The sequence below is a fragment of the Halopseudomonas sp. genome (assembly GCF_036960865.1).
In the GTDB taxonomy this organism is placed as follows: domain Bacteria; phylum Pseudomonadota; class Gammaproteobacteria; order Pseudomonadales; family Pseudomonadaceae; genus Halopseudomonas.
Genome location: NZ_JBALWE010000002.1, coordinates 268,000 through 289,211, shown reverse-complemented (window position 1 = coordinate 289,211; position 21,212 = coordinate 268,000). Strand labels below are relative to the sequence as shown.

At 57.6% G+C, this 21,212-nt stretch carries 22 protein-coding genes and 1 tRNA gene; 9 read left to right on the top strand and 14 right to left on the bottom strand.

The annotated features are described in order from the left end of the window. Positions 1–23 precede the first annotated feature (23 nt). Positions 24–509 (bottom strand): glutathione peroxidase, encoded by a 486-nt coding sequence (locus V7747_RS03805; RefSeq protein ID WP_335614725.1) that lies wholly within the window; start codon positions 507–509, stop codon positions 24–26. Positions 510–849: 340 nt separating this feature from the next. On the opposite strand from V7747_RS03805, the gene V7747_RS03800 reads away from it, so the two are divergent. The 3 genes from V7747_RS03800 (at position 850) to htpX (ending at position 3,548) form a co-directional block, all read left to right on the top strand. Further along, entirely contained in the window at positions 850–2,061 is a 1,212-nt protein-coding gene (locus V7747_RS03800; RefSeq protein ID WP_335614724.1) for a pyridoxal phosphate-dependent aminotransferase, read from the top strand. A 10-nt stretch (positions 2,062–2,071) separates the two neighbouring features. After that, a complete protein-coding gene (locus V7747_RS03795) occupies positions 2,072–2,503 on the top strand; it encodes a hypothetical protein (protein ID WP_335614723.1) in 432 nt (143 codons plus the stop codon). Between the two features lie 151 nt (positions 2,504–2,654). Continuing rightward, positions 2,655–3,548 carry a protease HtpX gene (htpX, locus tag V7747_RS03790; RefSeq protein ID WP_335614722.1) on the top strand — a complete coding sequence of 298 codons (894 nt, stop codon included), beginning with the start codon at positions 2,655–2,657 and terminating at the stop codon, positions 3,546–3,548. Between the two features lie 135 nt (positions 3,549–3,683). On the opposite strand, the gene ilvY is transcribed toward htpX, so the two are convergent. Further along, entirely contained in the window at positions 3,684–4,562 is an 879-nt protein-coding gene (gene ilvY, locus V7747_RS03785; protein WP_335614721.1) for an HTH-type transcriptional activator IlvY, read from the bottom strand. A 193-nt stretch (positions 4,563–4,755) separates the two neighbouring features. On the opposite strand from ilvY, the gene ilvC reads away from it, so the two are divergent. Both ilvC and modF read left to right on the top strand, forming a co-directional pair. Further along, a complete protein-coding gene (gene ilvC, locus V7747_RS03780) occupies positions 4,756–6,228 on the top strand; it encodes a ketol-acid reductoisomerase (RefSeq protein WP_335614720.1) in 1,473 nt (490 codons plus the stop codon). Between the two features lie 125 nt (positions 6,229–6,353). Then, complete coding sequence (modF, locus tag V7747_RS03775; RefSeq protein WP_335614719.1) at positions 6,354–7,826, top strand: molybdate ABC transporter ATP-binding protein ModF; 1,473 nt, start codon at positions 6,354–6,356, stop codon at positions 7,824–7,826. A 73-nt stretch (positions 7,827–7,899) separates the two neighbouring features. Here the strand turns inward: modF and V7747_RS03770 are convergent, their stop codons facing one another. The 9 genes from V7747_RS03770 to V7747_RS03730 all read right to left on the bottom strand — a co-directional run bounded on the left by V7747_RS03770 (position 7,900) and on the right by V7747_RS03730 (position 15,080). Then, the gene (locus V7747_RS03770; RefSeq protein WP_335614718.1) at positions 7,900–8,793 is read right to left on the bottom strand and encodes an alpha/beta fold hydrolase; all 894 of its coding nucleotides are present in this window, start codon (positions 8,791–8,793) and stop codon (positions 7,900–7,902) included. Between the two features lie 149 nt (positions 8,794–8,942). Then, positions 8,943–9,893 (bottom strand): TIGR01777 family oxidoreductase, encoded by a 951-nt coding sequence (locus V7747_RS03765; RefSeq protein WP_335614717.1) that lies wholly within the window; start codon positions 9,891–9,893, stop codon positions 8,943–8,945. Next, positions 9,890–10,327, bottom strand: coding sequence for a hypothetical protein (locus tag V7747_RS03760; protein ID WP_335614716.1), 438 nt, complete (start codon positions 10,325–10,327; stop codon positions 9,890–9,892). The genes V7747_RS03765 and V7747_RS03760 overlap by 4 nt, the downstream gene beginning before the upstream one ends. Positions 10,328–10,393: 66 nt before the next feature. After that, the gene (locus V7747_RS03755) at positions 10,394–10,843 is read right to left on the bottom strand and encodes an SRPBCC family protein (RefSeq protein WP_335614715.1); all 450 of its coding nucleotides are present in this window, start codon (positions 10,841–10,843) and stop codon (positions 10,394–10,396) included. A gap of 81 nt (positions 10,844–10,924) precedes the next feature. Then, positions 10,925–11,419, bottom strand: a complete 495-nt coding sequence (locus V7747_RS03750; protein ID WP_335614714.1) for an AAA family ATPase — start codon at positions 11,417–11,419, stop codon at positions 10,925–10,927. A gap of 105 nt (positions 11,420–11,524) precedes the next feature. Next, positions 11,525–11,806 (bottom strand): putative quinol monooxygenase, encoded by a 282-nt coding sequence (locus tag V7747_RS03745; RefSeq protein WP_335614713.1) that lies wholly within the window; start codon positions 11,804–11,806, stop codon positions 11,525–11,527. Positions 11,807–12,394: 588 nt separating this feature from the next. After that, on the bottom strand, positions 12,395–12,883 hold the full coding sequence (locus V7747_RS03740; protein ID WP_335614712.1) for a hypothetical protein: 489 nt from the start codon (positions 12,881–12,883) through the stop codon (positions 12,395–12,397). A 157-nt stretch (positions 12,884–13,040) separates the two neighbouring features. Continuing rightward, entirely contained in the window at positions 13,041–13,436 is a 396-nt protein-coding gene (locus V7747_RS03735; protein WP_335614711.1) for a DUF7674 family protein, read from the bottom strand. Between the two features lie 510 nt (positions 13,437–13,946). Next, the gene (locus V7747_RS03730; RefSeq protein WP_335614710.1) at positions 13,947–15,080 is read right to left on the bottom strand and encodes an ATP-NAD kinase family protein; all 1,134 of its coding nucleotides are present in this window, start codon (positions 15,078–15,080) and stop codon (positions 13,947–13,949) included. 142 nt (positions 15,081–15,222) lie between these two features. Here V7747_RS03730 and V7747_RS03725 point away from each other — a divergent pair, with 142 nt between their 5' ends. Then, a complete protein-coding gene (locus V7747_RS03725; protein WP_335614709.1) occupies positions 15,223–15,411 on the top strand; it encodes a PA1571 family protein in 189 nt (62 codons plus the stop codon). On the opposite strand, the gene pdxB is transcribed toward V7747_RS03725, so the two are convergent. Next, entirely contained in the window at positions 15,392–16,540 is a 1,149-nt protein-coding gene (gene pdxB / locus V7747_RS03720) for a 4-phosphoerythronate dehydrogenase PdxB (protein ID WP_335614708.1), read from the bottom strand. The two genes, V7747_RS03725 and pdxB, sit on opposite strands and share 20 nt — an antisense overlap. Positions 16,541–16,961: 421 nt before the next feature. Here pdxB and V7747_RS03715 point away from each other — a divergent pair, with 421 nt between their 5' ends. Beyond that, positions 16,962–17,870 carry an alpha/beta fold hydrolase gene (locus V7747_RS03715; protein WP_335614707.1) on the top strand — a complete coding sequence of 303 codons (909 nt, stop codon included), beginning with the start codon at positions 16,962–16,964 and terminating at the stop codon, positions 17,868–17,870. A 48-nt stretch (positions 17,871–17,918) separates the two neighbouring features. Here the strand turns inward: V7747_RS03715 and V7747_RS03710 are convergent, their stop codons facing one another. After that, positions 17,919–18,443, bottom strand: coding sequence for an elongation factor P hydroxylase (locus V7747_RS03710; protein WP_335614706.1), 525 nt, complete (start codon positions 18,441–18,443; stop codon positions 17,919–17,921). Positions 18,444–18,506: 63 nt separating this feature from the next. Here V7747_RS03710 and V7747_RS03705 point away from each other — a divergent pair, with 63 nt between their 5' ends. After that, positions 18,507–19,925: an MATE family efflux transporter gene (locus V7747_RS03705; protein ID WP_335614705.1), complete on the top strand. Its 1,419-nt coding sequence runs from the start codon at positions 18,507–18,509 to the stop codon at positions 19,923–19,925. A gap of 35 nt (positions 19,926–19,960) precedes the next feature. Further along, complete coding sequence (locus tag V7747_RS03700; protein WP_335614704.1) at positions 19,961–21,043, top strand: DUF3080 family protein; 1,083 nt, start codon at positions 19,961–19,963, stop codon at positions 21,041–21,043. Between the two features lie 90 nt (positions 21,044–21,133). Here the strand turns inward: V7747_RS03700 and V7747_RS03695 are convergent. Beyond that, positions 21,134–21,209 (bottom strand) — tRNA-Ala (locus V7747_RS03695). Positions 21,210–21,212 lie beyond the last annotated feature (3 nt).

Below are 21,212 nucleotides of genomic sequence, written 5' to 3'. Positions count from 1 at the left end.
TGACGGCCTGAGAAAGGCAAACGTCAGCCGAGCAGCGCCTCGATATCGGCACGCAAGTCTTCAGGCTTGGTGGTAGGCGCATAACGTTTGACCACCTTGCCCTGCCCGTCAACCAGGAACTTGGTGAAATTCCACTTGATGCCCTTACTGCCCAGCAAACCCGGCGCCTGCGATTTCAGTTGCACAAACAGCGGATGCGCTTTATCGCCGTTCACATCAATCTTTTTGAACAGCGGAAAACTGACCCCGTAGTTCAGCTCACAGAACTCGGATATCTGCCCCTCGTCGCCTGGCTCTTGCGCGCCAAACTGGTTACACGGAAAGCCAGCCACTCGCAGCCCCTTGGCCTGATAGTCCTGCCACAGTGCTTCGAGGCCCTTGTACTGTGGGGTAAAGCCACACTTGCTCGCGGTATTGACCACCAGATACGCCTTGCCATCCAGCTCTGCCAGGCTGCTTTCACGATTATCGATGGTGGTACAGGGAATCTGCAGCAGTTGTTCGGCCATGATGACGATACTCCTTGGATTGTTCATGTTAAGTGCGCCCAGCTTAGCGCATATTGATTTGTATGCAATTTATTTGCGCGCAATTAAAAAACGCAGCGATATTCGCACCGGTAAAGTCATGGGTACGGCCTGAGGGGCAACTACGACGTCTGGAGGCAATCACCAGCACACCAGTACAGCTGCACATTTTCTGCATTTTCCCCACCCGGAATCAGCAACACAGGCTTTCACAGGGAGCCACGCAAGACGTATGATGGTCGTTTTACAGTCGCTCAGGGATGACAGAACATCACCCCCTCCCTGACATGCTCATCAGCCCTGGATCCACAAGGTAAGCACCATGCAGGTTAGCAAGTCCAACAAATTGGCCAACGTCTGCTACGACATTCGCGGCCCCGTGCTGCGCCACGCCAAGCGCCTCGAAGAAGAAGGCCACCGCATTCTCAAGCTGAACATCGGCAACCCCGCGCCCTTTGGTTTTGAAGCGCCGGAAGAGATCCTGCAGGACGTTATCCTCAATCTGTCTACAGCCCAGGGCTACAGCGACTCACGCGGCCTGTTTTCTGCCCGCAAGGCAGTAATGCACTACACCCAGACCAAGAACATCCCCAATGTCGGCATCGACGATATCTACCTCGGCAACGGCGTTTCCGAGCTGATCGTCATGGCCATGCAGGGCTTGCTGAACAATGGAGATGAGGTGCTGATCCCCGCGCCCGATTACCCGCTGTGGACCGCCTCTGTCAGCCTCTCTGGCGGCAAGCCGGTGCATTACCTGTGCGACGAGCAGTCGGACTGGTACCCCGACATTGAAGACATTCGCAGCAAAATCACCAGCAACACCAAGGCCCTGGTGATCATCAACCCCAACAACCCCACCGGAGCAGTTTACCCGCGGGAAGTGCTGGAGCAGTTGGCGCAGGTCGCTCGCGAAAACAACCTGATTCTGTTTGCCGATGAAATCTACGACAAGATTCTGTACGACGGCGTTGAGCACGAGTCCGTCGCCGCTGTCGCACCCGATTTGCTGTGCCTGACCTTCAATGGCCTGTCCAAGTCCTATCGGGTCGCGGGCTTTCGCTCCGGCTGGATGATCATCAGCGGGCCCAAGCAGCACGCCAAGAGCTACCTGGAAGGCCTGGAGATTCTCGCTTCCATGCGTCTGTGCGCCAATGTGCCGGCACAGCACGCCATCCAGACCGCGCTGGGCGGGTACCAGAGCATCAACGATCTGATCCTGCCCGGCGGTCGTCTGCTTGAGCAACGCGACACCGCCTGGGAACTGCTCAACGAGATTCCCGGTGTCAGCTGCACCAAGCCCAAGGGCGCGCTCTACCTGTTCCCGCGGCTAGACCCCAAGGTCTACCCGATTCACAACGACGAGAAGATGGTGCTCGACCTGCTGCTGCAGGAAAAAATCCTGATCGTGCAGGGCACGGCCTTCAACTGGCCGTGGCCGGACCACTTCCGCATCGTATCGCTGCCGCGTAAGGACGATCTGGAAATGGCCATCGGCCGTATTGCCAACTTCCTCAAGAGCTACAAGCAGTAAGGCGCCGCGCGTGGCTGATCTGCATATCGAAGACTTCCATCAGGATGTGGCGCGCATCCTGGTGGCGCTGTACAACCGCTTCCCGCAGCCCGCCGCGCTCTTTGTCAGTGATTTGATTGGTGAGCACGAGCCCGATGCCTTCGGCGTACCCGCGCCGCGTCATCTGGCTTGCTTCAGCGCCATGCTGTGGCTCGCCGACGAGGGTTTTCTGCGCTATGGCGACACTATCCGCCAGGAAGCCATCGACCAGGCCTGCCTAAGCGAACGCGCTTTTGTATTACTTTCACGAGCGGACCAGCGCGAACGCGACCCCGCCCTCCCCGCCAGTATCGCCCGCCAACGCGCCACCCTGGCCCAGCAGTTGCGCGACGCGCTGCACAGCGGCTCCAGCAGCGCGGTTTACGACACAGTACAACGCTGCTTTTTCACCAGCGTCAGTTAGTCACAGACAGGCTGGAAACCCCGCGTGACATCTTTTGTCATAGAGTCAGCATTGAAAGCCCGCCCCGCTCGCCCAATATAAGCTCAGAATAGAGCCTCGCAGCGCAACGCCGCGCGAGCTGATTGATCTCTACACAGGAAATATCCACACCATGATGCGAATACTGCTGTTTCTGGCAACCAACATTGCGGTCGTGCTGGTCGCCAGCATTACCCTGAGCCTGCTGGGCGTCGGCAACATCCACGACGGCCAGGGCGGCATGAACCTCCAGGCGCTGCTGATCTTCTGTGCCGTGATCGGCTTTGCCGGCTCCTTTGTCTCGCTGTTTCTGTCCAAGTGGATGGCCAAGCGCAGCACTGGTGCCCGCGTTATTGAACAACCACAGACCCAGCAGGAAAAATGGCTGGTCAGCACCGTCGAAGAACTGGCCCGCACCGCCGGCATCGGTATGCCGGAAGTCGCCATCTTCCCTTCGCGTGCGCCCAACGCCTTTGCTACCGGCTGGAACAAGAACGCCTCGCTGGTCGCCGTCTCCGAGGGCATGCTGCAGCGTTTCAGCCCGGCGGAAGTAAAAGCCGTCATGGCGCACGAGATTGGCCACGTCGCCAACGGCGACATGATCACACTCACCCTGATTCAGGGCGTGGTGAACACCTTCGTGATGTTCTTCGCACGTATCATCGGCAACTTTGTCGACCGCGCCGTATTCAAGAACGAAGGCAGCGGCCCGGGCATTGGCTATTTTGTCGCAACCATCTTTGCCGAACTGGTACTGGGCATTCTGGCCAGCATCATCGTCATGTGGTTCTCCCGCCAGCGTGAGTTCCGCGCCGATGCAGCGAGCGCGCAACTGGTCGGTGCCGGCGCCATGATCGCCGCGCTGGAACACCTGAAAGCCGAACAGGGCATTCCGGTGGAATTGCCCGGCGAGATGACCGCATTCGGCATCAACGGCAGCCTCAAGCACGGCCTCGCCGGCCTGCTGATGAGCCACCCGCCGCTGGATGAGCGCATTGCGGCGCTCAAGGCCGGAAACTATCGGTAAACGATTACCCCAGTCCTCTGGCGACTGAGGGCTTGAAGTAAACAAAGCGGAGTCGGGGTTGCACCTGATTCCGCTTTTTTTTGGCCTTGTTGCGGGCTGATCAAGGCTGGCGCTGCCTAGGTTTTGGCAGGCCCACTACATCAAACTCCAGAACGCCTCGACCAATGGGTTTTTCAGGTTCTTCTTTAGCGCAAATAAACCGATGTCGTAAGGCTCCAGCTCCGGGGTGACATCCAGCACGCGGATGCGCTCACGCAGCGGGCTGTTGTCGAGCACAATCTTGGGCACCACACCAATGCCAAAGCCCAGGCTCACCATACTGACAATAGCCTCGTTACCCGTGACCTGGGCATAAATGCGCGGCGCGATATCCTGCTGGCGGAACCACTCGTCCACCCGGGTTCGGGAGACGCCGCTTTCCGAGAGAATCAGTGGAATACTCTCCCAGGCCTGCGGCGTAGCGGGCGTCTCGATAGGCACGTTGGGTACCTGCTGCTCCAGCGGCGCAATAAACAGCAGGGGTGAAATCGCGATGGGTTTGAAAGCCAGGCCACGTGGCAGGCTGGCCGGCCGCGCTGCGATGCTGATGTCTTCCTTGCCGTCCAGCACATGGACAATGGCATGTTCCGGATCACCGGTGCGCAGTTTGATTTCAATCGCCGGATACGCCACCCGAAAGCGGCGCAACAGCTCATACAAAAAGCTGTAACTGGCGGTAACCGAGCCGTACAGGCTAACCTCCCCGCTCAGTTGATCAGAGTTGTCGGTCAGCTCGTGGCGAATCAGGTTCCACTGGCTGCTGGTATCACGCGCGTAATTGAGAAATTTTTGCCCCTCGCGGGTCAGTACCACGGTACGATTGTCGCGGTTAAACAGCGCCACCCCCAGTTCGTCTTCCAACTGGCGAATATTGCGCGACAAGGCAGAGATGCTGATATGGCACTCATCGCTGGCGCGGCCAAAGTGCAGGGTTTCCGCCAGCGCGAGAAACTGCTTGAGGATTTTGATGTTCATGCGGTGATGATAGCGGACGTTTGCAAAAAACGGGACGTCTTGTTGCAAATATATCAATTTAAGAAATGGTCAGTTTTCTATAGATTGACCGCACTCACAGGCTACTTGTCCTTGCATCAGTAGCTGTGGCCCAACTCCATATCGGTGCGCCGTCGTCGCCGATACGTTCACCATACACTCAGGGTGCTAAAAAATGGCTAATTACTTCAATACCTTACCGCTGCGTGAGCAACTGGCCGAGCTGGCCAAGTGCCGCTTCATGCACAATGCCGAATTTGCTGATGGCGTTGACGCGCTGAAAGGCAAAAAAATGGTCGTTATCGGCTGTGGCGCACAGGGCCTGAACCAGGGCTTGAACCTGCGCGATAGCGGCCTGGACGTTTCCTACGCTCTGCGCCCGGAAGCCATTGAACAAAAGCGTCAATCCTGGAAGAACGCCACTGAAAACGGCTTTACCGTTGGCACTTATGAAGAGCTGATCCCCACCGCCGACGTAGTACTGAACCTGACCCCAGACAAGCAGCACACCGCCGTTGTAAACGCCGTCATGCCGCTGATGAAGCAAGGCGCCTGCCTGTCTTATTCGCACGGCTTCAACATCGTTGAAGAAGGCATGAAAATCCGTGACGACCTGACCGTCATCATGGTTGCTCCCAAGTGCCCCGGTTCTGAAGTGCGCGCTGAATACGTACGCGGCTTTGGCGTACCTACCCTGATCGCCGTTCACGAAGACAACGATCCCAAGGGTGAAGGTCTGGCGCTGGCCAAGGCCTATGCAGTCGGTACTGGCGGTCACAAGGCTGGCGTACTGATGTCTTCCTTCATCGCTGAAGTTAAATCCGACCTGATGGGCGAGCAGACCATTCTGTGCGGCATGCTGCAGACCGGCTCCATCCTGTGCTTCGACAAAATGGTTGAAGAAGGTATCGACCCTGGCTACGCCTCTCGCCTGATCCAGTACGGCTGGGAAACCATCACCGAAGCCCTGAAGTACGGCGGCGTGACCAATATGCTGGACCGTCTGTCCAACCCGGCCAAGATCAAGGCCTTTGACCTGGCCGAAGAGCTGAAGCAGATCATGCGTCCGCTGTACAACAAGCACCAGGACGACATCATCAGCGGTCACTTCTCCAAGACCATGATGGAAGACTGGGCCAACGACGACAAGAACCTGCTGCAATGGCGTGCAGATACCGCTGAAACCAACTTCGAGAAGACCCCTGCCGGCGACGTAAAAATCTCCGAACAGGAATTCTTCGACAACGGCATCCTGATGGTTGCCATGGTTAAAGCCGGTGTTGAGCTGGCGTTCGAGACCATGACTGCTGCCGGCATCATCGCTGAGTCTGCGTACTACGAGTCGCTGCACGAAACCCCGCTGATTGCCAACACCATCGCGCGCAAGAAGCTGTATGAAATGAACGCCACCATTTCCGACACTGCAGAATATGGTTGCTACCTGTACAACCACGCCTGTGTGCCGCTGCTGGCCGACTTCATGAAAGGCATCAAGACCGACGTTATCGGCAAAGGCCTGGACCTGGAAGACAACGGCGTAGACAACGCTCGCCTGATCGAAGTGAACGCCGCGCTGCGCTCACACCCGGTCGAAGCCGTAGGCACAGTACTGCGTGGCTACATGGCTGATATGAAGAAAATCGTTTAATCGATTAACGCTTCGTTAGCTGCCAAGCCGGGTTTCCAACCAGAAACCCGGCTTTTTTGTCTCTGTTGTTTGCAGCACCTGTTATTCCCGGCTCCGTTGTTCGTAACTCAAAAAGGCACGCCCCAATGACCGCATCAACCCAGCTCGCTCCCATTCAATTGAACAAGGCGACGGTCAACTTTGATGATCGCTTCACCCTGAGCGAAATTGACTGGAGCATCTCGCCAGACCAGCACTGGGTCATTACCGGCACCAACGGCGCCGGCAAGTCCGCTCTGGCGGCGGTGCTGGCCGGCATGGGCGAAGTCACCGCTGGCAGCGTACAGGGCCTGCCTGCCCACGTTGGGCTGGTCTCGTTTGAAGCCCAGGCAGAGCTGATCGCCAAAGAACTGAAAAAGGACGATGCCGACATCATGGACGTGATTTCACTCGGCACGCCCGTGCATGAAATCATCTTCGAGAACTGCCAGGACCCGGCATTGGCGCAATCGCTGGTCGAGAAGTTTGGCCTCAGCAAACTGCTCGACCGCGCGTTTCGCAAACTTTCCACCGGCGAGACCCGCAAGGTCATGCTGATTCGCGCCCTCTCCAGCAAGCTGGACCTGCTGATTCTTGACGAGCCGTTCGATGGCCTGGATGCAGACACGCTCGCCATGCTGCAAGCGCACCTGGCTTCCATCATCAATACCGTCCCCATGGTCATGGTGCTGAACCGCTTTGATGAGATGCCCGACTTCATCACCCATGTTGCTTACATGGATAAAGACAGCTCAGACCCAAAGAGCCCCAATCAAGGCCGCCTGACACTGACCGTCGATAGAAGCGACGAAGGCGCCTTCAACGAGCTGTATCAACTGCTGCACCTGAAAACCACCGACCTGAACGTACCCGAGGCCGACCCCAGCAACACCCTGCCCGCGCTGGACCCCAGTCAACCGTTGGTGAGGCTGAAAGACGCCACCATCAAGTACGGCGACACCATCATCGTAAACAAGCTGAATTGGACCATTGAGCGCGGCCAGCACTGGCAACTCAGCGGCCTAAACGGCAGCGGCAAAACCGGGGTGTTGTCGCTGATCACCGGCGACCACCCGCAGTGCTATACCAACGATATTTATGTGTTCGGCTTCCAGCGCGGCAACGGTGAAAGCATCTGGCAGATCAAGCAATTTATCGGCTACGTCTCCACTGCCCTGCAATGGGAATACCGCGTCAGCACCAGCTGCAGGAACGTGATTATTTCCGGCTTTCACGACAGCATCGGCCTGTATAGCAAAGCGTCCGATAACCAGAAGAAAATCGCCGACCAATGGCTCGAACTGCTCGGCATGACTGCACGCGCCGATCAGCCATTTAACAAGCTGTCCTACGGCGACCAGCGCCTGCTACTTATCGCCCGCGCCATGGTTAAACACCCGCCCCTGCTAATCCTCGACGAACCCTGCCTGGGCCTCGACGATATGAATCGGCAGCTAGTGCTCGCGTTGATCGAGAAGATCTGCCAAGGGTCGGAGACCACGGTGTTGTATGTGAATCATCATGCGGAAGATCGGATAGCGGGAATCGAGCGGTATTTGAAGTTGGAGAAGAACGGTTAGGCTGTTCAGCAGCTGGTACACGGCATGACACGCAAGCGCTCTCTAATCGGGCTGCTTGGCGTTAGCGGCGCGGTTACTGCGGAGCCGAAAGCAAAAAAGGCATCAGCTGGCCAAGCACATCATCCGGCTGTTCTTCATGGGGCAACAAGGATGCGCGCTTTATCCGCACCAGCGCACAGCCACCGGAAAACTGCTGACGCATGGCCTCAGCCAGCTCAACCGGGAAGGTTTTATCATCCTCCCCCCAGAGCAAAAGCACTTCGGCTTGTATATCCCTGTGGCGCGATTGCAGTCCATCCACCACAGACCACTGAATGCCCATCAGATAACCGAGCATACCCCGTATCCGTTTGCTCGATGTGATGAGAGGCTCGATATAAGGTCTGATATTTTCCGCCTCGCGCAACAGAGCAGAATCGCTATAAAACTGCCCCAACCCCATAGATGAACGCAGAAAAGCCGGCGACCGCAGTAGCGTCTGAAACACCCAGGCAGACCCTGGCAACTTGGCACACCGCTGATAAAAGGTTATCCACGGCGGGCGGTGCTGCGGGATCTCGGTATTGATGATCGCCAGTTTTGTCATCCGCTCCGGCTGCTCAAGCGCCACCATCCTGGCCAGGGTTGCACCAGTGTCATGTGCAACAATCGCGTAATCATTCAGCTTCAGCCGCGTAAACAGCAAGCCCAGACGTCTCGCCTGCGCTTCAAAGCTGAAGTCCGTTTGCGCCGACCAGTCGCTGTCACCCAGCCCCGGCAAATCGATCACATAGCAGCTAAAGGTCTGCGCTAATGTTGGCAGGAGCTTTCGCCAGGTATAACCATGCACGGGGTAGCCATGAATGAGCACAACGGCAGGCCCTTGGCCAAATACCCTCACGCCAATGCTAGCGTCTTCTACCGCATAGCTTTGCAGCGGCGCCTGCGCGTATAGCTGTGCAGCCGAATCAACGTTCCCTGCGTTCATAGGCCGTCCCCTGTGATTATTTGCCCGGTTCTCAGCGGAACCAGCTGTCGGTTTTACCCCGCACGCACAGAGACCGGGTGGCAGGAAAGTGTAGATGATGGACTCAAGGCCCGCCTGGTCTGCCGAGATAGCTGCCGCGCTGGGAAAATTCAGCTTATGGGCGGCCCGACCAGATCTTCCAGTGCACGTGGCAGCGACGGATGCATGAACTCGAAGCCCACGCCTTGCAGCTTGGCGGGTATCACCCGTTGCCCGGTGACCAGTACCTCATCCGCCATTTCGCCTACTACCAGCCGAAGCAACCAGGCCGGCACGCGAACCTTGGCGTAGGTCCGCAGGTAAGCGCTTAACGCGTAGGCAAATTCAGCATTGCTAACGGGATGCGGCGCGACCGTATTGACGGCTCCACTTATCGCCCTGTTGCGCATGACATACAGGATGATGGCAACCACGTCATCCAGGTGAATCCAAGACATCCACTGCCTGCCGTCGGCAATCTGCATTGCTACCCCGCAGTCAAAGGGCCGGCGCAGCTCGGCAAGCGGCCCACCATCACGTCCCAGCACAATACCGATGCGCAGCAAACACACCCGCACACCAAGCCGCTCTGCCTTGAGCGCCGCCTCCTCCCATTGCCGGCACAGCTCATGAGAAAAGGACGGTACTGCCGCACCCGCCTCATCCAGCGGCTCACTGCCGTGGGGGCCGTAGAAGCCAATTGCAGAACCATTGATCAATAAGTCCGGCTTGCGCTCAAGACGCTCGATCAACTGGCAGAGGGCCTCAGTGACGGCCAAGCGGCTTTGTAGAAAACGCATCTTTCTCTGTGCGGTCCAGCGCTGCCGCGCCAGTGGCTCGCCGGCCAGGTTGATGATCACCTCAAACCGGGCGGCCGCTTCAATAGCAGACAGGTCGGTAACAAACTGGACAGCATCGCCAAAGCACTGAGCATCACGCGGGATATTGCGGCTGAACAACGTGACCCGGTGATTGAGGCTCAGCAGTATCGGCACCAACCTTTTACCAATAAATCCCGAACCGCCCGTGACCAGCACGTTACGCGGCTCACCCTGATACTTCAAAAAGCTCGCCAGCGTCAAAGCTGCGAGCCTGTCGCCACCCTGACCCTGGGCTGCAAAAACCACAGTGGCAACAGTATGAGCACGACCACCGGGGTGTTGATCCACAAATGGCTGTACATTCCGTTGGCCGCCGATACCCCGGTATCCAGGCAGAACCACACCAATACCGCCGTGATCAGCGCCAGCTTGATTGCGGCGGTGCCTTGGGCCACATAGTGATAAACCGCCAGACAGAACAGCAAACCCCAACTGGCCACCGTAGGGCCAAACAGCTGCAACATGCTGCGCATCAGCTGATCTACATTAGTCTCGAAACCCACATCAAAGGCAGCGTAGAGGCCTGCCACATAGGGTGTCATCAGGCTTGTCTTGGCCACCACTATAAATACCAGCCCGAGCAAAAAGTGGCCAAGACCCACCAGCATCAACCAGTAATACAGAAACTTTTGCATGCAGCACCGACTTTTTTAAAGGAATAGGGAGCGCAGCTTCCGCCTGACAGAAGCCGCGGAGTGTCACTAGGCATTCCGCTCACAGTATTGCTTCAGACCGCGCAGCCTGGCTACCACGGCCTTGCGAAAATAGAGTGCCGCGATGTATTCAGAAACCGGCGGCAAGGCCCAGGCTTTGGTTTTTATCGCATAGCGAAAAGTGGCTTGAGTAGAACTGGCATCAATGGGTTTGAAAACCCAACTGCCCGCGAAGCTCTTGATAAAGGCCGGGCCTTTGGTCATCACTATTGCCGCCCTAACAGGCGGCGCCAACTGTACAAATTCAACGTCCATGCGCAAGCCGGATTTGGCTATTACACGGGTTCTGACCCCGATCGCCAACTCGGTTGCGCCATCCAGAAGCTCGATTTTCTCAGGGAATGGATCCCACTCATAGCGCACCGCATAGTCTTGTGATGCGGCGTACACAGCGGCTTGGGGCGCATGGATGCTAAGGTGGTGCTGGACTATGGCCATGACAGAACTTGTCTCTGCGTCTGTGTACGGGCCTGCAGCTGCTGGCGAGCAGCGAGAACTGGAGGCGGCATCACGCGGCTATTACGCATTGACGGTACGGCCATTTGCCAACTCGCTTGCATCCGGCACCTCGTATAGTGGCTCCATAAACTCGAACATGAAGTCGGTGACCTCAAAGGCGTAAACGCCGGGATCCTTTTCGGCATTTCGTTTTTCTACACGCTGTTTACGCACCGCTGTCGGCGCATTCAGATAGTGAACTTCGGCCTGCACTCCCACCGCCTTTGCCAGCTCAGAGAAACGTGATCTCTGTTCTCGCGTGGTAAAGCCCAGGTCCAGAACAACACTGCCGTTCAACCGCAAAATCTGTTCACACACCTCCCAGATCTGCACATAGCAGCGATTCACCCGCTCGATCATCCAAGCGTAGTCGAGTGAGGTCATATCCTCGGAAAACAGATTCTGCATCCACGGATCGATAGAAAAGCGCACTGCGCCAATGTCTGCAGATAACGACAGCGAATAGGTGGTTTTCCCCACCCCGGTGGGGCCGGTGACAATGATTACCCTGGCCATAACCTATGGACCTCTGTTGATGCGCAGCGCAAAGCACGCAGCTATTTTATCTCGCCCTGTAGGAAAGCTAGCCCTTACAAACCGGGTGCCCGCCTTCTTGAGACCTCAGTCACCCTCCCTCACCTGATAGTGCCTTTTCACATTCGCCGCCACTCTACCCCACTCGGACAACCTGAGCCGACTCTGATGCTTTTCAAAGGCAGCGCGATCGATAAATTCCTCGTACACGGAAAAGATGTTTTCTGCATTCGGGTCCGGAGTTACTTCAAAGCACAAACAGCCTCCTTCTTGCCGAGTGAGTTTGATATGCGCGGGCAGCGCCGCCTTGACGGCAACCAGATCGCTGCCGGGGACCACGATATGACCTTCCAGAATGATGCTTGGCATAGTGAGGTCAGTTAATCCTTATGACTCATGCTTTTGCGGCTGTTATGGAGCCGCAGCGGAAGTCCAACGTCGGCGTGAATAAATTGTTAGTGCTCGTACACAGGAACCTGCCCAGACGAGGAATCATAGGCAAACTTACCTGGCAACCCATTATTGCGCAGCACTTGCGTCCAGGCCGTCGCCAGCACCTGACCCAGCGAGTCTAGCGCTTCAGCCTCCTGTCCAAAGCTTTCGTTCGCGTGGACCAAACCCACGTGAAAACAGTCAACGGGGAGCTCGCATTCCGACGTTGCGAAGCGGGCAAACGGAACACCCTCTCTAACACTCATACTTGGGAAAAACAAAGCCGCATATGCTAGCGATAAAAGAGGGCTACCGTAGAACTTAACTAACCCCTCGGCAGGACCGAGCATTGCTCCTTGAGCGAGCCCGATGAGTTCGGACATTTCGCTTAGATTCGCTTCAATTGCTTGTACCGTGGGTGTGGTTATATAAAAGCTCTAACGCCCAGCACAGCGGCTGGCAAAGCTGGCACGTAATTGCGCAGCAATTTGAATGACAGGTTTGACAGTCCGTTGCTGCTGCTTGTTAAATTCCATTTTCTAACTCTGGCTTAAATCTGGCGTTACGGATTGAATTTAAAAGATAATCAATTTCTTCTTGATACTGAGTAGTCCCAACCTGACTAGATAGTACAGTGTAAGAAAAATTAGCTATACGCGCATGATTTGGCTCTATTATCTGGGCAAGTGACCAATAATAAATAGTTATGTCGTTGCCAGAATCCACGGCCTTTTCTGAAAATGTCTTGTAAGCAGTGCCATTTGAAAGTGTAGAAATAGGATCATCCGGTTCTCCTACACTTTGAAGAACATTAACCGCCTCCGACTTAGTGACTGGAGCTGGAGATCTCATTGTGACTACATGTAAACGGAATGTTCCCGACGTTGGTGAATCCTCATAGAATGAGCCTCCTACCTGTTGGTCATACTCCTCAATCCAGTCTTGTGGCACGCTGAAGGTAATAAGACCGCCGTTATAGCTTATTTCTTTTGAATCCATTGTTTCCTTACTCATTACATTAATACTCAATGTTAGAAGTATTAACGCTCCTATAATTGAACGCATTTGGATCTCTCAGGGCATTTAACGCCGCCAGCACAGGCCGGAGCACGCAGTGCGGAGGTTCAGCCCCGAAGGGGCGATTGTGCCTGGCCTTGTTATAAGCTTGCTGTTAATCACTAATTATTTTTCCTGTTTCCCAGAACTCGTAAACCTTTAGCCACCATTTTTTGGATTCTGGCAAAAGATAACTTTCTACTTTTTTTGGCACACCCACACCAACTACGTTGGCATTTTGAAGATCTTCAAGTATACCGACAGTGGCGGCCTCTTTTACGTAATCATCACCTTCAAGATGCCAGCGCTCAATTACGCTGAAGATGTCTTTGAGTTCTTTCTCGTTGGATTCTGAAATAAGTCCAGAGATGTAGCGAGCTAAATCTGACAGAGCTAGATACTGAGGCAGCTCGTCGTCATCTTTCCACTCTTCAATAAATTCATCCCATATTGGATTGAACCCTTCAGACACTTCCAATAATGGCTGAAACATTTCATCTCGTGAAATCATTGCACGATCGTCCTTGGCTTATAACAGTGACTAGATAGAACGCGGCATTAACACATAACCGCGGCTTCGGTATAACTCCGAAAACAGACCCAGGCTAAATCCGCATTTTTCAGTACAAATCAATGATTTGAGAAATTCCGTCATTACTGATCCGTATTCGCGTGCGCGCGTCATTTCGTGAATCCATTACTAATGTATGGCAGGCTATTCGTCATATCAGGCGTCATGATCACCGCCTGATACGTCAGCCGTCGCCCACGATGGCTTACACCACGCGAACGATTCTGGTGCGTTTATCAGCAGTAGTACTACGGTTCGTATGAGCGGATGACGGCAAGCAGACAAGCCCAGCGACTGCTGAACATGTCTGAGAAATCTGGGAGGATTAATTACGCTATGCGCCATCCATGGGCTCCTGCGAATTGGCTTATTGCCGTTAAACGAAGGTAACGCCAAGGGCGTGTACGGTAAAGCAAATATTGATCAGCGCGCCGCGAGTAATCTCTCGCCCTACTCCGCTTTCCAACTCACCGGATACAGCATCTCTTCCCGATAACCACTCAGCACCCGGCGCAGACCGGTGAGTTGCTGGTCCAGTTCGGCGTCGCCGCTATCAACCAGGAAGGGTCGGCCGTCCAGGGTGGTGAGTTTGGTTTTGGTGGCCACCACCATGAGGTTGTCGAGGCCGACGGCGCGGACGATGCGGGGGGAGAGTTGCTGGTTGCCGCGGCCAAGGATGTGGCCCTGGCCGCCGATGGCGGTGACCAGTATGCGCCAGTCGCCGCGTTGCTCCAGCAGCGCCCAGAGTTGCTGTTCTGTGGCGTCCTGCAGGATGAGTTCACCGTGGCGCAGTACGTCTACGCCCAGCAGTGTGCCGTGCAGGCCCATGGCTTCGAGCAGGCCGAGGTTGGTGGAACCGGGGCCGAGTATCCAGCCGGTGCCTTCATCCTGTTCTTCCTGCAGCCAGGCGGCGATGTCGTCCAGCACCAGGGTTTCGACCTCTCGGCCGCCCTGCTTCACCTGCTGCACAAAGCGGCCTTCTTCCGGCACCGATAGTTCGCCGTAATGGCGGGTTTTGACCTGGCCCTGGCGGAAAGCGGTTTCGTCGATGTCACGTACATCGGCTTCGCGCAGGCGCACCAAGTCGCCTTTGACTAGCAGTGCGACCAGTTCACCGGCGGCGCGCGGGTTGACGGCGTAGACGCCGGAGTGGATTTTTACCCCGGCGGGAATGCCCAGCACCAATTGGTTGGCGCGTATTTGGTTGCAGATGTTGCGGGCGGTGCCGTCGCCGCCGGCGAACAGCAGCAGGTCTACGCCGGTTTTTTGCAGGGCGGCGGCGCAGCGTTCGGTGTCTTCGGCGCTGGTCTGGTTGGCATCGCCCAGTTCGCCAATCACCTGGTGATCAAAGCCCAGTTCGGTGAGCAGGTCACTGCCCATGGGGCCGGGAGCGGCAAAGATCTGTAGCTGTTCGCGCAGTGGTAACAGCTGTTCCAGCGCGATGGCGACGCGGCGCTGTGCCTGTGGCAGCACGCCTTGCGCCAACGCCTGCTCGGCCACCCCATCGGAGCCCTTGAGGGCTGCCTGCCCGCCAACGCCAGCCAGTGGGTTGATGATGAGCCCGAGTCTGAAAGCTGCCTGCATTACGTTTGTCCGTTCCTGTTTGTTGCGGGTGGGTTGTCACAAAGTCGTCACGCGGTTGCCATATCCTGCCCTCAGCTGGTCAGCGGGAGGGTTGGCCAGCGCTCAGCGAGACGATTCAGCGACACCACACTGGGAGAAAACCATGAGTGTACATGCCTTGCAGACTTGCCGTGAAAGTGCCGAAATTCTGATTCACCCCGCGTCCTGCTCGGGCGGTTATCTGGTTGATGAGAGCGGCCGAGAAATTGCCATTACCGAGCAAATGATTCAACACGCCTGCAATGAGCTGGAGCGCCAGTGGGTACCTGCTCCTAGCCGCGCGGGCAACTGAAACCCGCTGCGGCCCAAGCGGCCGGCGGCGTTTTGTCGCCAAGCCAGTCCAGTTGCAGATGTGAGCACTCCCGGCGTAGCGGGTAGTGCTTGCGCAGCAGATCAAAAGCCTGCGGGATCTGCTCTTGCTGTACCCCCTGCATCGCCGCGCGAAAACGCGCATCATCGTCCCTTACGTCATAAACCAGCCGTAGCGCGCGCACCAGCGCCCAATCTGCTGGTGTCTGTTCGTCCACCGCCAAATGCGCCAGGCCCGATGTCGGTGCCAGGTCGCTCAGCTTCAGCGCGGCTGATTGCTGAAAGTGCGCGCAAAACGCCTGATAAATCTGTTCGGTACCGCGCAATTTGCCATCCAGGCTGTAACCGGCGATATGTGGGGTGGCCAGGGTGCACAGCTGCGCCAGCGCCAGATCGACCTGCGGTTCCTGCTCCCACACGTCCAATGCCACCTGCAGGTCTGGCCGTTGCGGCAGCAAGCTGGCCAGCGCCTGATTATCGACCACAGGGCCACGGCTGCTGTTGATCAGCCAGGTGCCGGGGGCAAGTTTGGCCAGTCGCTCGGCGCTCAACAGATGCTGCGTGGCGTGCGGGCCTTGTTTGTTGAGCGGTACATGGCAAGTGATGACATCGGCTTGCGCCAGCAGCGCATCCAGACTGACAAAGCCGCTCTCGCCGCGCTCGGCACGGGGCGGATCGCACAGCAGGCAGTCGACGCCTAACGCGGTCAGCGTAGCGGCCAAGCGGCCACCCACTTCACCGACACCGATGACGCCAACGCAGCGAGTACGCCAAGCCACGCCGGTGCGTTCAGCCAGGGTCAGCAGGCAGCTGAGCACATACTCCACCACCCCGCGTGCGTTACAACCGGGGGCGCTGGCCACCTGAATACCGGCGGCGGCCAGGCCTGCCAAATCCAGGTGATCCGTGCCAATGGTGCAGGTGCCGACAAACCGCACCGGCGTGCCCGCCAACAGCGCGGCATCCACCTTGGTGACCGAACGCACCAGCAGGGCATCGCCTTGCATAAGGTGTTCACGCCGAATCTCGCGGCCGGGATAGGTGACGATCTCACCCTGATCAGCAAAAAAGGCGTTTAACAGGGGAATGTTTTCGTCGGCGACAATACGCATGCAGCAGCTTCCGAGTGCAGGGTTTGGGGGCATTGTCAGCGGAGCCCGGCGGACTGTCCAGCCGCCGCGCCGCAGGCAGTAAAGAAACTGCAAGAAGGGGCTTGCACTGATTCGGCGCCGCTGCTTTACTGAACGCAACAAGTCCGAATGTGACTTGACGGTCAAAACATTATTCTAAGCGTTTCCCGAGGGGTAACCACCCCCGCTTGCAGGACCTGCCTGAGTCAAAGAGCAATTCGCGCAACGCCCACTGCGCTGGCCCTGCGACTGTCCTCTCCACCCTGTCGCCATAACCACAAGCAAAGTTGTCTGCACCGGACGATGCCTTGGCGCGTTTAGTTTCTTTGCGGCTTTTTGCCAATCACTGCCCTGTATGACGTGGCTCTTTTGCCGCGTCCAGCCAAGACCGGAGACAGGGAATATGAAGCCAGAACACGAAGTGGTAGAAACACTGGGGCTGTTTCGCATTCATACGCATTACTATGCCAGCCCGGCGCCGCAGGGGACCATCATTCTGGTCAACGGCTCACTCGCGACCATGGCGGCCTTTGCCCAGACCGTGCGTTTTCTGCAGCCACATTTCAACGTTGTGCTATTTGATGAGCCTTACTCTGGCGAGTCCAAGCGTTACAACGCCAACCAGCGCCCGATCACCAAGGAGCAGGAAGCAGGTATTCTGCTGGAGCTGATCGCACACTTTCACGCCGACCATATGCTGTCGTTCTCATGGGGCGGCGCTTCTGCCTTGCTGGCTTTGGCGCAGCGCCCACCGAGTATTCGCAAGGCGGTGGTGATGGCCTTTTCGCCGCTGATCAACAGTGCCATGCGCGACTATCTGGAGAACGGCATTGATCTGCTGCTCAACTGCGAGCGACGCAAGCTCGGCATGCTGCTGAATGACACCATCGGTGAACACCTGCCGTCGCTGGTCAAGCGCTACAACTTCCGCCATATCATCAGCCTGGATGAGCACGAGTACCAGCAGATGGCCTTCCATGTGAGCCAGGTACTGACTCAGGATACCCGCTGCTACCTGACCGGCAGTGCCAATATCGATGTGCCGCTGCTGTTTATCAATGGCGACCTGGACCGCTACACCAGCCCGCAGGACGCGCGCCATTTCAGCCGGCATATGCGTGATTGCGCCTACGCTACAGTGACCGGCGCCGGACATTTTCTGGATATGGAGAACAAGGAGGCCTGGCAGCAGACCCGCGATGCCGTGCTCGGCTTTATTACCAATAGCCTTCCACAGCACGGGCAAGCACAGCCAGCCGTGGCGCCCCGTCAGGTAGTGGGGCTCAAACAGAATCAACTGGGCCTGGTCTGAAGCTCTGAACTTTCTGGGTCTGCGCCGGGCACTGCAGTTCGGCCAGACTCAGGAGAAACTGTCTGCACTCAGGGTCGCACCCGGCCGATAGAACGCCAGCAAGGCTTCGACAAAGCGCGCCGGGCGCTCCTTCAGCCCGGTCTCAAGATAGCTCAGCACCTGCGCGCGCACCTTGGCCTTGAAGGGCGCAGGATCAGTGGCCTCACCACTGAGGTTATCGGTACTCACATCAAAACGGTGGCCGGCGGCGGCGCAAAAAAGCCATTCCAACGCCTGCGGCTTTACCTCTACCTGCTCGAACGCCTGCTGCTGGCTGGCGGTTCGCCCATCCGGGGCATACCAATAACCAAAATCCGGCAACAACCGCCGTTCGGGACCAGCCACGCACCAGTGCGCTACTTCATGCAGGGCGCTACGAAAATAATCGCGGGTAAAGTGAATGCGATGACAGGCCGAAGCCGCGTCGGCGGGCAGGTATTCCGGCTCGGCAAAACCGCCGCGCAGGCGGGTATTGAAGTCCCTGGCAAAGCAGCGGTCAAACAGGGTTACTAGGTCATCGCAGTGGTGCTGCATCGGCTGGTAGACAATATCTGGCAAGTTGATAGGATGAAGCGCTTTTTCAAGGCACACTCGGTAATGAGCAGCAGACCTTCTCGCTTCAACGGGCCGCGCATTGTAGCAGAACTGCGTGCGCTCATTATTCTGGTGCTGCCGATCGTTGCGGCGCAGCTGTCGCACACCCTGCTAGGCTTTGTCGATACCGCCATGGCCGGCCGCGTCAGCGCCGAAGCCCTTGCCGCGGTGGCGCTGGGCAACTCGTTCTGGATCCCTACCCTGCTCTTTCTCACCGGCGTGATGATGATCGTCACCTCCAAGGTGGCCGCCTGCAACGGCGCCAATCGGCTGGGCGAAACCGGCCCGCTAGTGCGTCAGGGCGCATGGCTAGGATTTTTCATCGGTCTGCTGTGCATGCTGTTTCTCAATCTGACGCGCCCGATACTGCTCTGGATGGAGATCGGCGAGGCGCTGATCCCAGTTACCCTGGATTACCTGCTGGCGATTTCGCTGGGCTTCCCGGCGGTGGGCATCATGCTCGCCCTGCGCGGACTGTCCGACGGCCTGTCCCACACCAAGCCGGCGATGCTGGTGGGCTTTATCGGTTTGGCTATCAACGTTCCGGCCAACTACGTTCTGGTGTACGGGAAGCTCGGCTTTCCGGCCATGGGCGCGGTCGGCTGCGGCGTGGCCACCGCACTGGTGATGTGGGCGATGCTGGCCTGCCTGGTGGTTTATCTGAAGCGCTCACCGCTGTACCGCGACTGCGGGCTGTTTACTCGCTTCGACTGGCCTGTGGCGCGCACCCAGGGCGAGCTATTCGGCCTCGGCTTTCCGATTGGTATTGCGCTCTTTGCCGAAACCAGCATGTTCTGCGTCATCGCCCTGCTGATCGGCGGCATGGGCGCAGTGGTGGTAGCCAGCCACCAGGTGGCGATCAACTTTTCTTCCCTTGCCTTCATGGTGCCGTTCAGTCTCGGCTTGGCGATTACCGTACGGGTTGGTCACAACCTGGGCCGGGGCGGCGCCCGCGCAGCGCTGTTCTCGGCCAAGGTGGGTACCGTGGTGGCGCTGGGTGTTGCAACAGTGGCTGCTGCCGGCATGTACTTTTTTGCGGCGCAGATTCCGCGGCTGTATACCGACGACGCCCAAGTGATCGCGCTGGCCGCCAGCCTGTTTGTACTGGCGGCGCTCTATCAATTCTCTGATGCCGTCCAGGTGGCTTGTGCCGGCGCCCTGCGCGGTTTTCAGGACACCCGCCTGCCCATGCTGCTGACGATGATCGCCTATTGGCTGATTGGCTTGCCCGCGGGTTACGTACTCGGCATTACTGATTTGCTTGGCCCCGCACGCGGGCCAGCGGGTTTCTGGATGGGGCTTATTGTGGGCCTTAGCAGCGCGGCGCTGTTCCTTGGCATCCGTCTGTCGATCGTCGGTAAACGCGAGAAGCTACGCCCACCATCACCGCCCAGCAGTCCACCCTTTAGCGCCACCCACTGATCGGACCTCAGCCGCAGGCATGGCATACTGCACCTATGAGTGCACTACTGCGTTTAATTCCATTTGCCCTGCTGTTGGCGCTGTACGGTTGCCAACGCCCGCCCGAGGCGCAGCGGCAGATGGACAACTACCTCGACCGGGTTGGCCGGGTACTGCAACAGGACTGGCAGTCCTTTCAACCCGAGACCTTGGCCCCCTACCGCTTCGGGCCGCGCCGCGAACGCGTGCTGAGCATTGCCCCGCTGCGCATTGGCCTGCTCGATCTGATAGTCGATACCAACGACTGCCGCGAGCTGCAGCAACGCATCAGCGAACGCAACACGGTGCTGGGCAAAGTCATGCCTTGGAGTCACCGGCTGGCCTATGACGGCGAGCTGCTGCGCGCCCTGCAACAATGCACGACGTTGCTCGCCAAGCAGGATGATAAAGAGGCGCTGCGCGAACAGCTGGCCGCCATTGCAGCGAGCAAAACCAACAGCCTGCCCGCCACCTACTGGAACGCGCTGAACACCAGCGAGGAATTTGAGCAATACCTGCGTTTTGCCGACCAGCCACTGCCGGTGAGCGCCAACCCACTGACAGATCAGACGGCGATCGACGCGCTCAGCGACCTGGCGCGAGTCGGCGCCAACCTGCCGCACGCACTGCCACCCGACCGCACCACACTGGATGCCCTGTTCCGCACGCTGCAACGGAGCCAACAGGGCAGCCAGCTGATCACCAGCCTGGCACAGACCACACATGGCCTGCAGCAGGCAACACAGATGCTGCAAGCAACCGAGGCTCGTCTGCTATGCCCGCTGCAGGCGCCCTCGGCACGCTCGAAGATTCTACTGAATGTGTTTGTGCTTTTTTACGCTGGTGAGATTCAACCCTACCTGGCGCAACTGCAGCGACGGGGTCAACCCTGGGCGGCTACTATCGCCGAGCTGCGCGCCGTGCCCGGCATCCCTCCTGCCACCGCAGAAGCGTTGGAGCGACTGGCAGTCACCGAGTCATCGTTATGGGTACGTTATCAGGCTGCCGTGGCGGAGCACACTCAGGCCTGGCAGGACCTGCTGGGGGCGTGTCAGTCACAGCCGGGGCAAAGCGGATGGCAGGGCCCTGCTGACGGTTAGAGCACTGGTCCAGGATGGCGCTGAGACGGCCGGTTGCCAGCACCGAAAAACAGGCAAAAAAAAGCCGGCATAAATGCCGGCCTTGTAAAATGGTGGAGCTAAGCGGGATCGAACCGCTGACCTCCTGCATGCCATGCAGGCGCTCTCCCAGCTGAGCTATAGCCCCAGG

Excerpts from the sequence above, each read along its gene's own strand:
- V7747_RS03745 (WP_335614713.1), bottom strand. The coding sequence starts at position 11,806 with ATGCCAAGCATCATTCTGGAAGGTCATATCGTGGTCCCCGGCAGCGAT.
- V7747_RS03770 (WP_335614718.1), bottom strand. The coding sequence starts at position 8,793 with ATGAACGCAGGGAACGTTGATTCGGCTGCACAGCTATACGCGCAGGCG.
- V7747_RS03740 (WP_335614712.1), bottom strand. The coding sequence starts at position 12,883 with ATGAGTAAGGAAACAATGGATTCAAAAGAAATAAGCTATAACGGCGGT.
- V7747_RS03750 (WP_335614714.1), bottom strand. The coding sequence starts at position 11,419 with ATGGCCAGGGTAATCATTGTCACCGGCCCCACCGGGGTGGGGAAAACC.
- V7747_RS03805 (WP_335614725.1), bottom strand. The coding sequence starts at position 509 with ATGGCCGAACAACTGCTGCAGATTCCCTGTACCACCATCGATAATCGT.
- htpX (WP_335614722.1), top strand. The coding sequence starts at position 2,655 with ATGATGCGAATACTGCTGTTTCTGGCAACCAACATTGCGGTCGTGCTG.
- V7747_RS03725 (WP_335614709.1), top strand. The coding sequence starts at position 15,223 with ATGAGTGTACATGCCTTGCAGACTTGCCGTGAAAGTGCCGAAATTCTG.
- V7747_RS03735 (WP_335614711.1), bottom strand. The coding sequence starts at position 13,436 with ATGATTTCACGAGATGAAATGTTTCAGCCATTATTGGAAGTGTCTGAA.
- ilvY (WP_335614721.1), bottom strand. The coding sequence starts at position 4,562 with ATGAACATCAAAATCCTCAAGCAGTTTCTCGCGCTGGCGGAAACCCTG.
- V7747_RS03700 (WP_335614704.1), top strand. The coding sequence starts at position 19,961 with ATGAGTGCACTACTGCGTTTAATTCCATTTGCCCTGCTGTTGGCGCTG.
- ilvC (WP_335614720.1), top strand. The coding sequence starts at position 4,756 with ATGGCTAATTACTTCAATACCTTACCGCTGCGTGAGCAACTGGCCGAG.
- V7747_RS03800 (WP_335614724.1), top strand. The coding sequence starts at position 850 with ATGCAGGTTAGCAAGTCCAACAAATTGGCCAACGTCTGCTACGACATT.
- V7747_RS03715 (WP_335614707.1), top strand. The coding sequence starts at position 16,962 with ATGAAGCCAGAACACGAAGTGGTAGAAACACTGGGGCTGTTTCGCATT.
- pdxB (WP_335614708.1), bottom strand. The coding sequence starts at position 16,540 with ATGCGTATTGTCGCCGACGAAAACATTCCCCTGTTAAACGCCTTTTTT.
- V7747_RS03710 (WP_335614706.1), bottom strand. The coding sequence starts at position 18,443 with ATGCAGCACCACTGCGATGACCTAGTAACCCTGTTTGACCGCTGCTTT.
- modF (WP_335614719.1), top strand. The coding sequence starts at position 6,354 with ATGACCGCATCAACCCAGCTCGCTCCCATTCAATTGAACAAGGCGACG.
- V7747_RS03730 (WP_335614710.1), bottom strand. The coding sequence starts at position 15,080 with ATGCAGGCAGCTTTCAGACTCGGGCTCATCATCAACCCACTGGCTGGC.
- V7747_RS03755 (WP_335614715.1), bottom strand. The coding sequence starts at position 10,843 with ATGGCCATAGTCCAGCACCACCTTAGCATCCATGCGCCCCAAGCCGCT.
- V7747_RS03760 (WP_335614716.1), bottom strand. The coding sequence starts at position 10,327 with ATGCAAAAGTTTCTGTATTACTGGTTGATGCTGGTGGGTCTTGGCCAC.
- V7747_RS03705 (WP_335614705.1), top strand. The coding sequence starts at position 18,507 with ATGAGCAGCAGACCTTCTCGCTTCAACGGGCCGCGCATTGTAGCAGAA.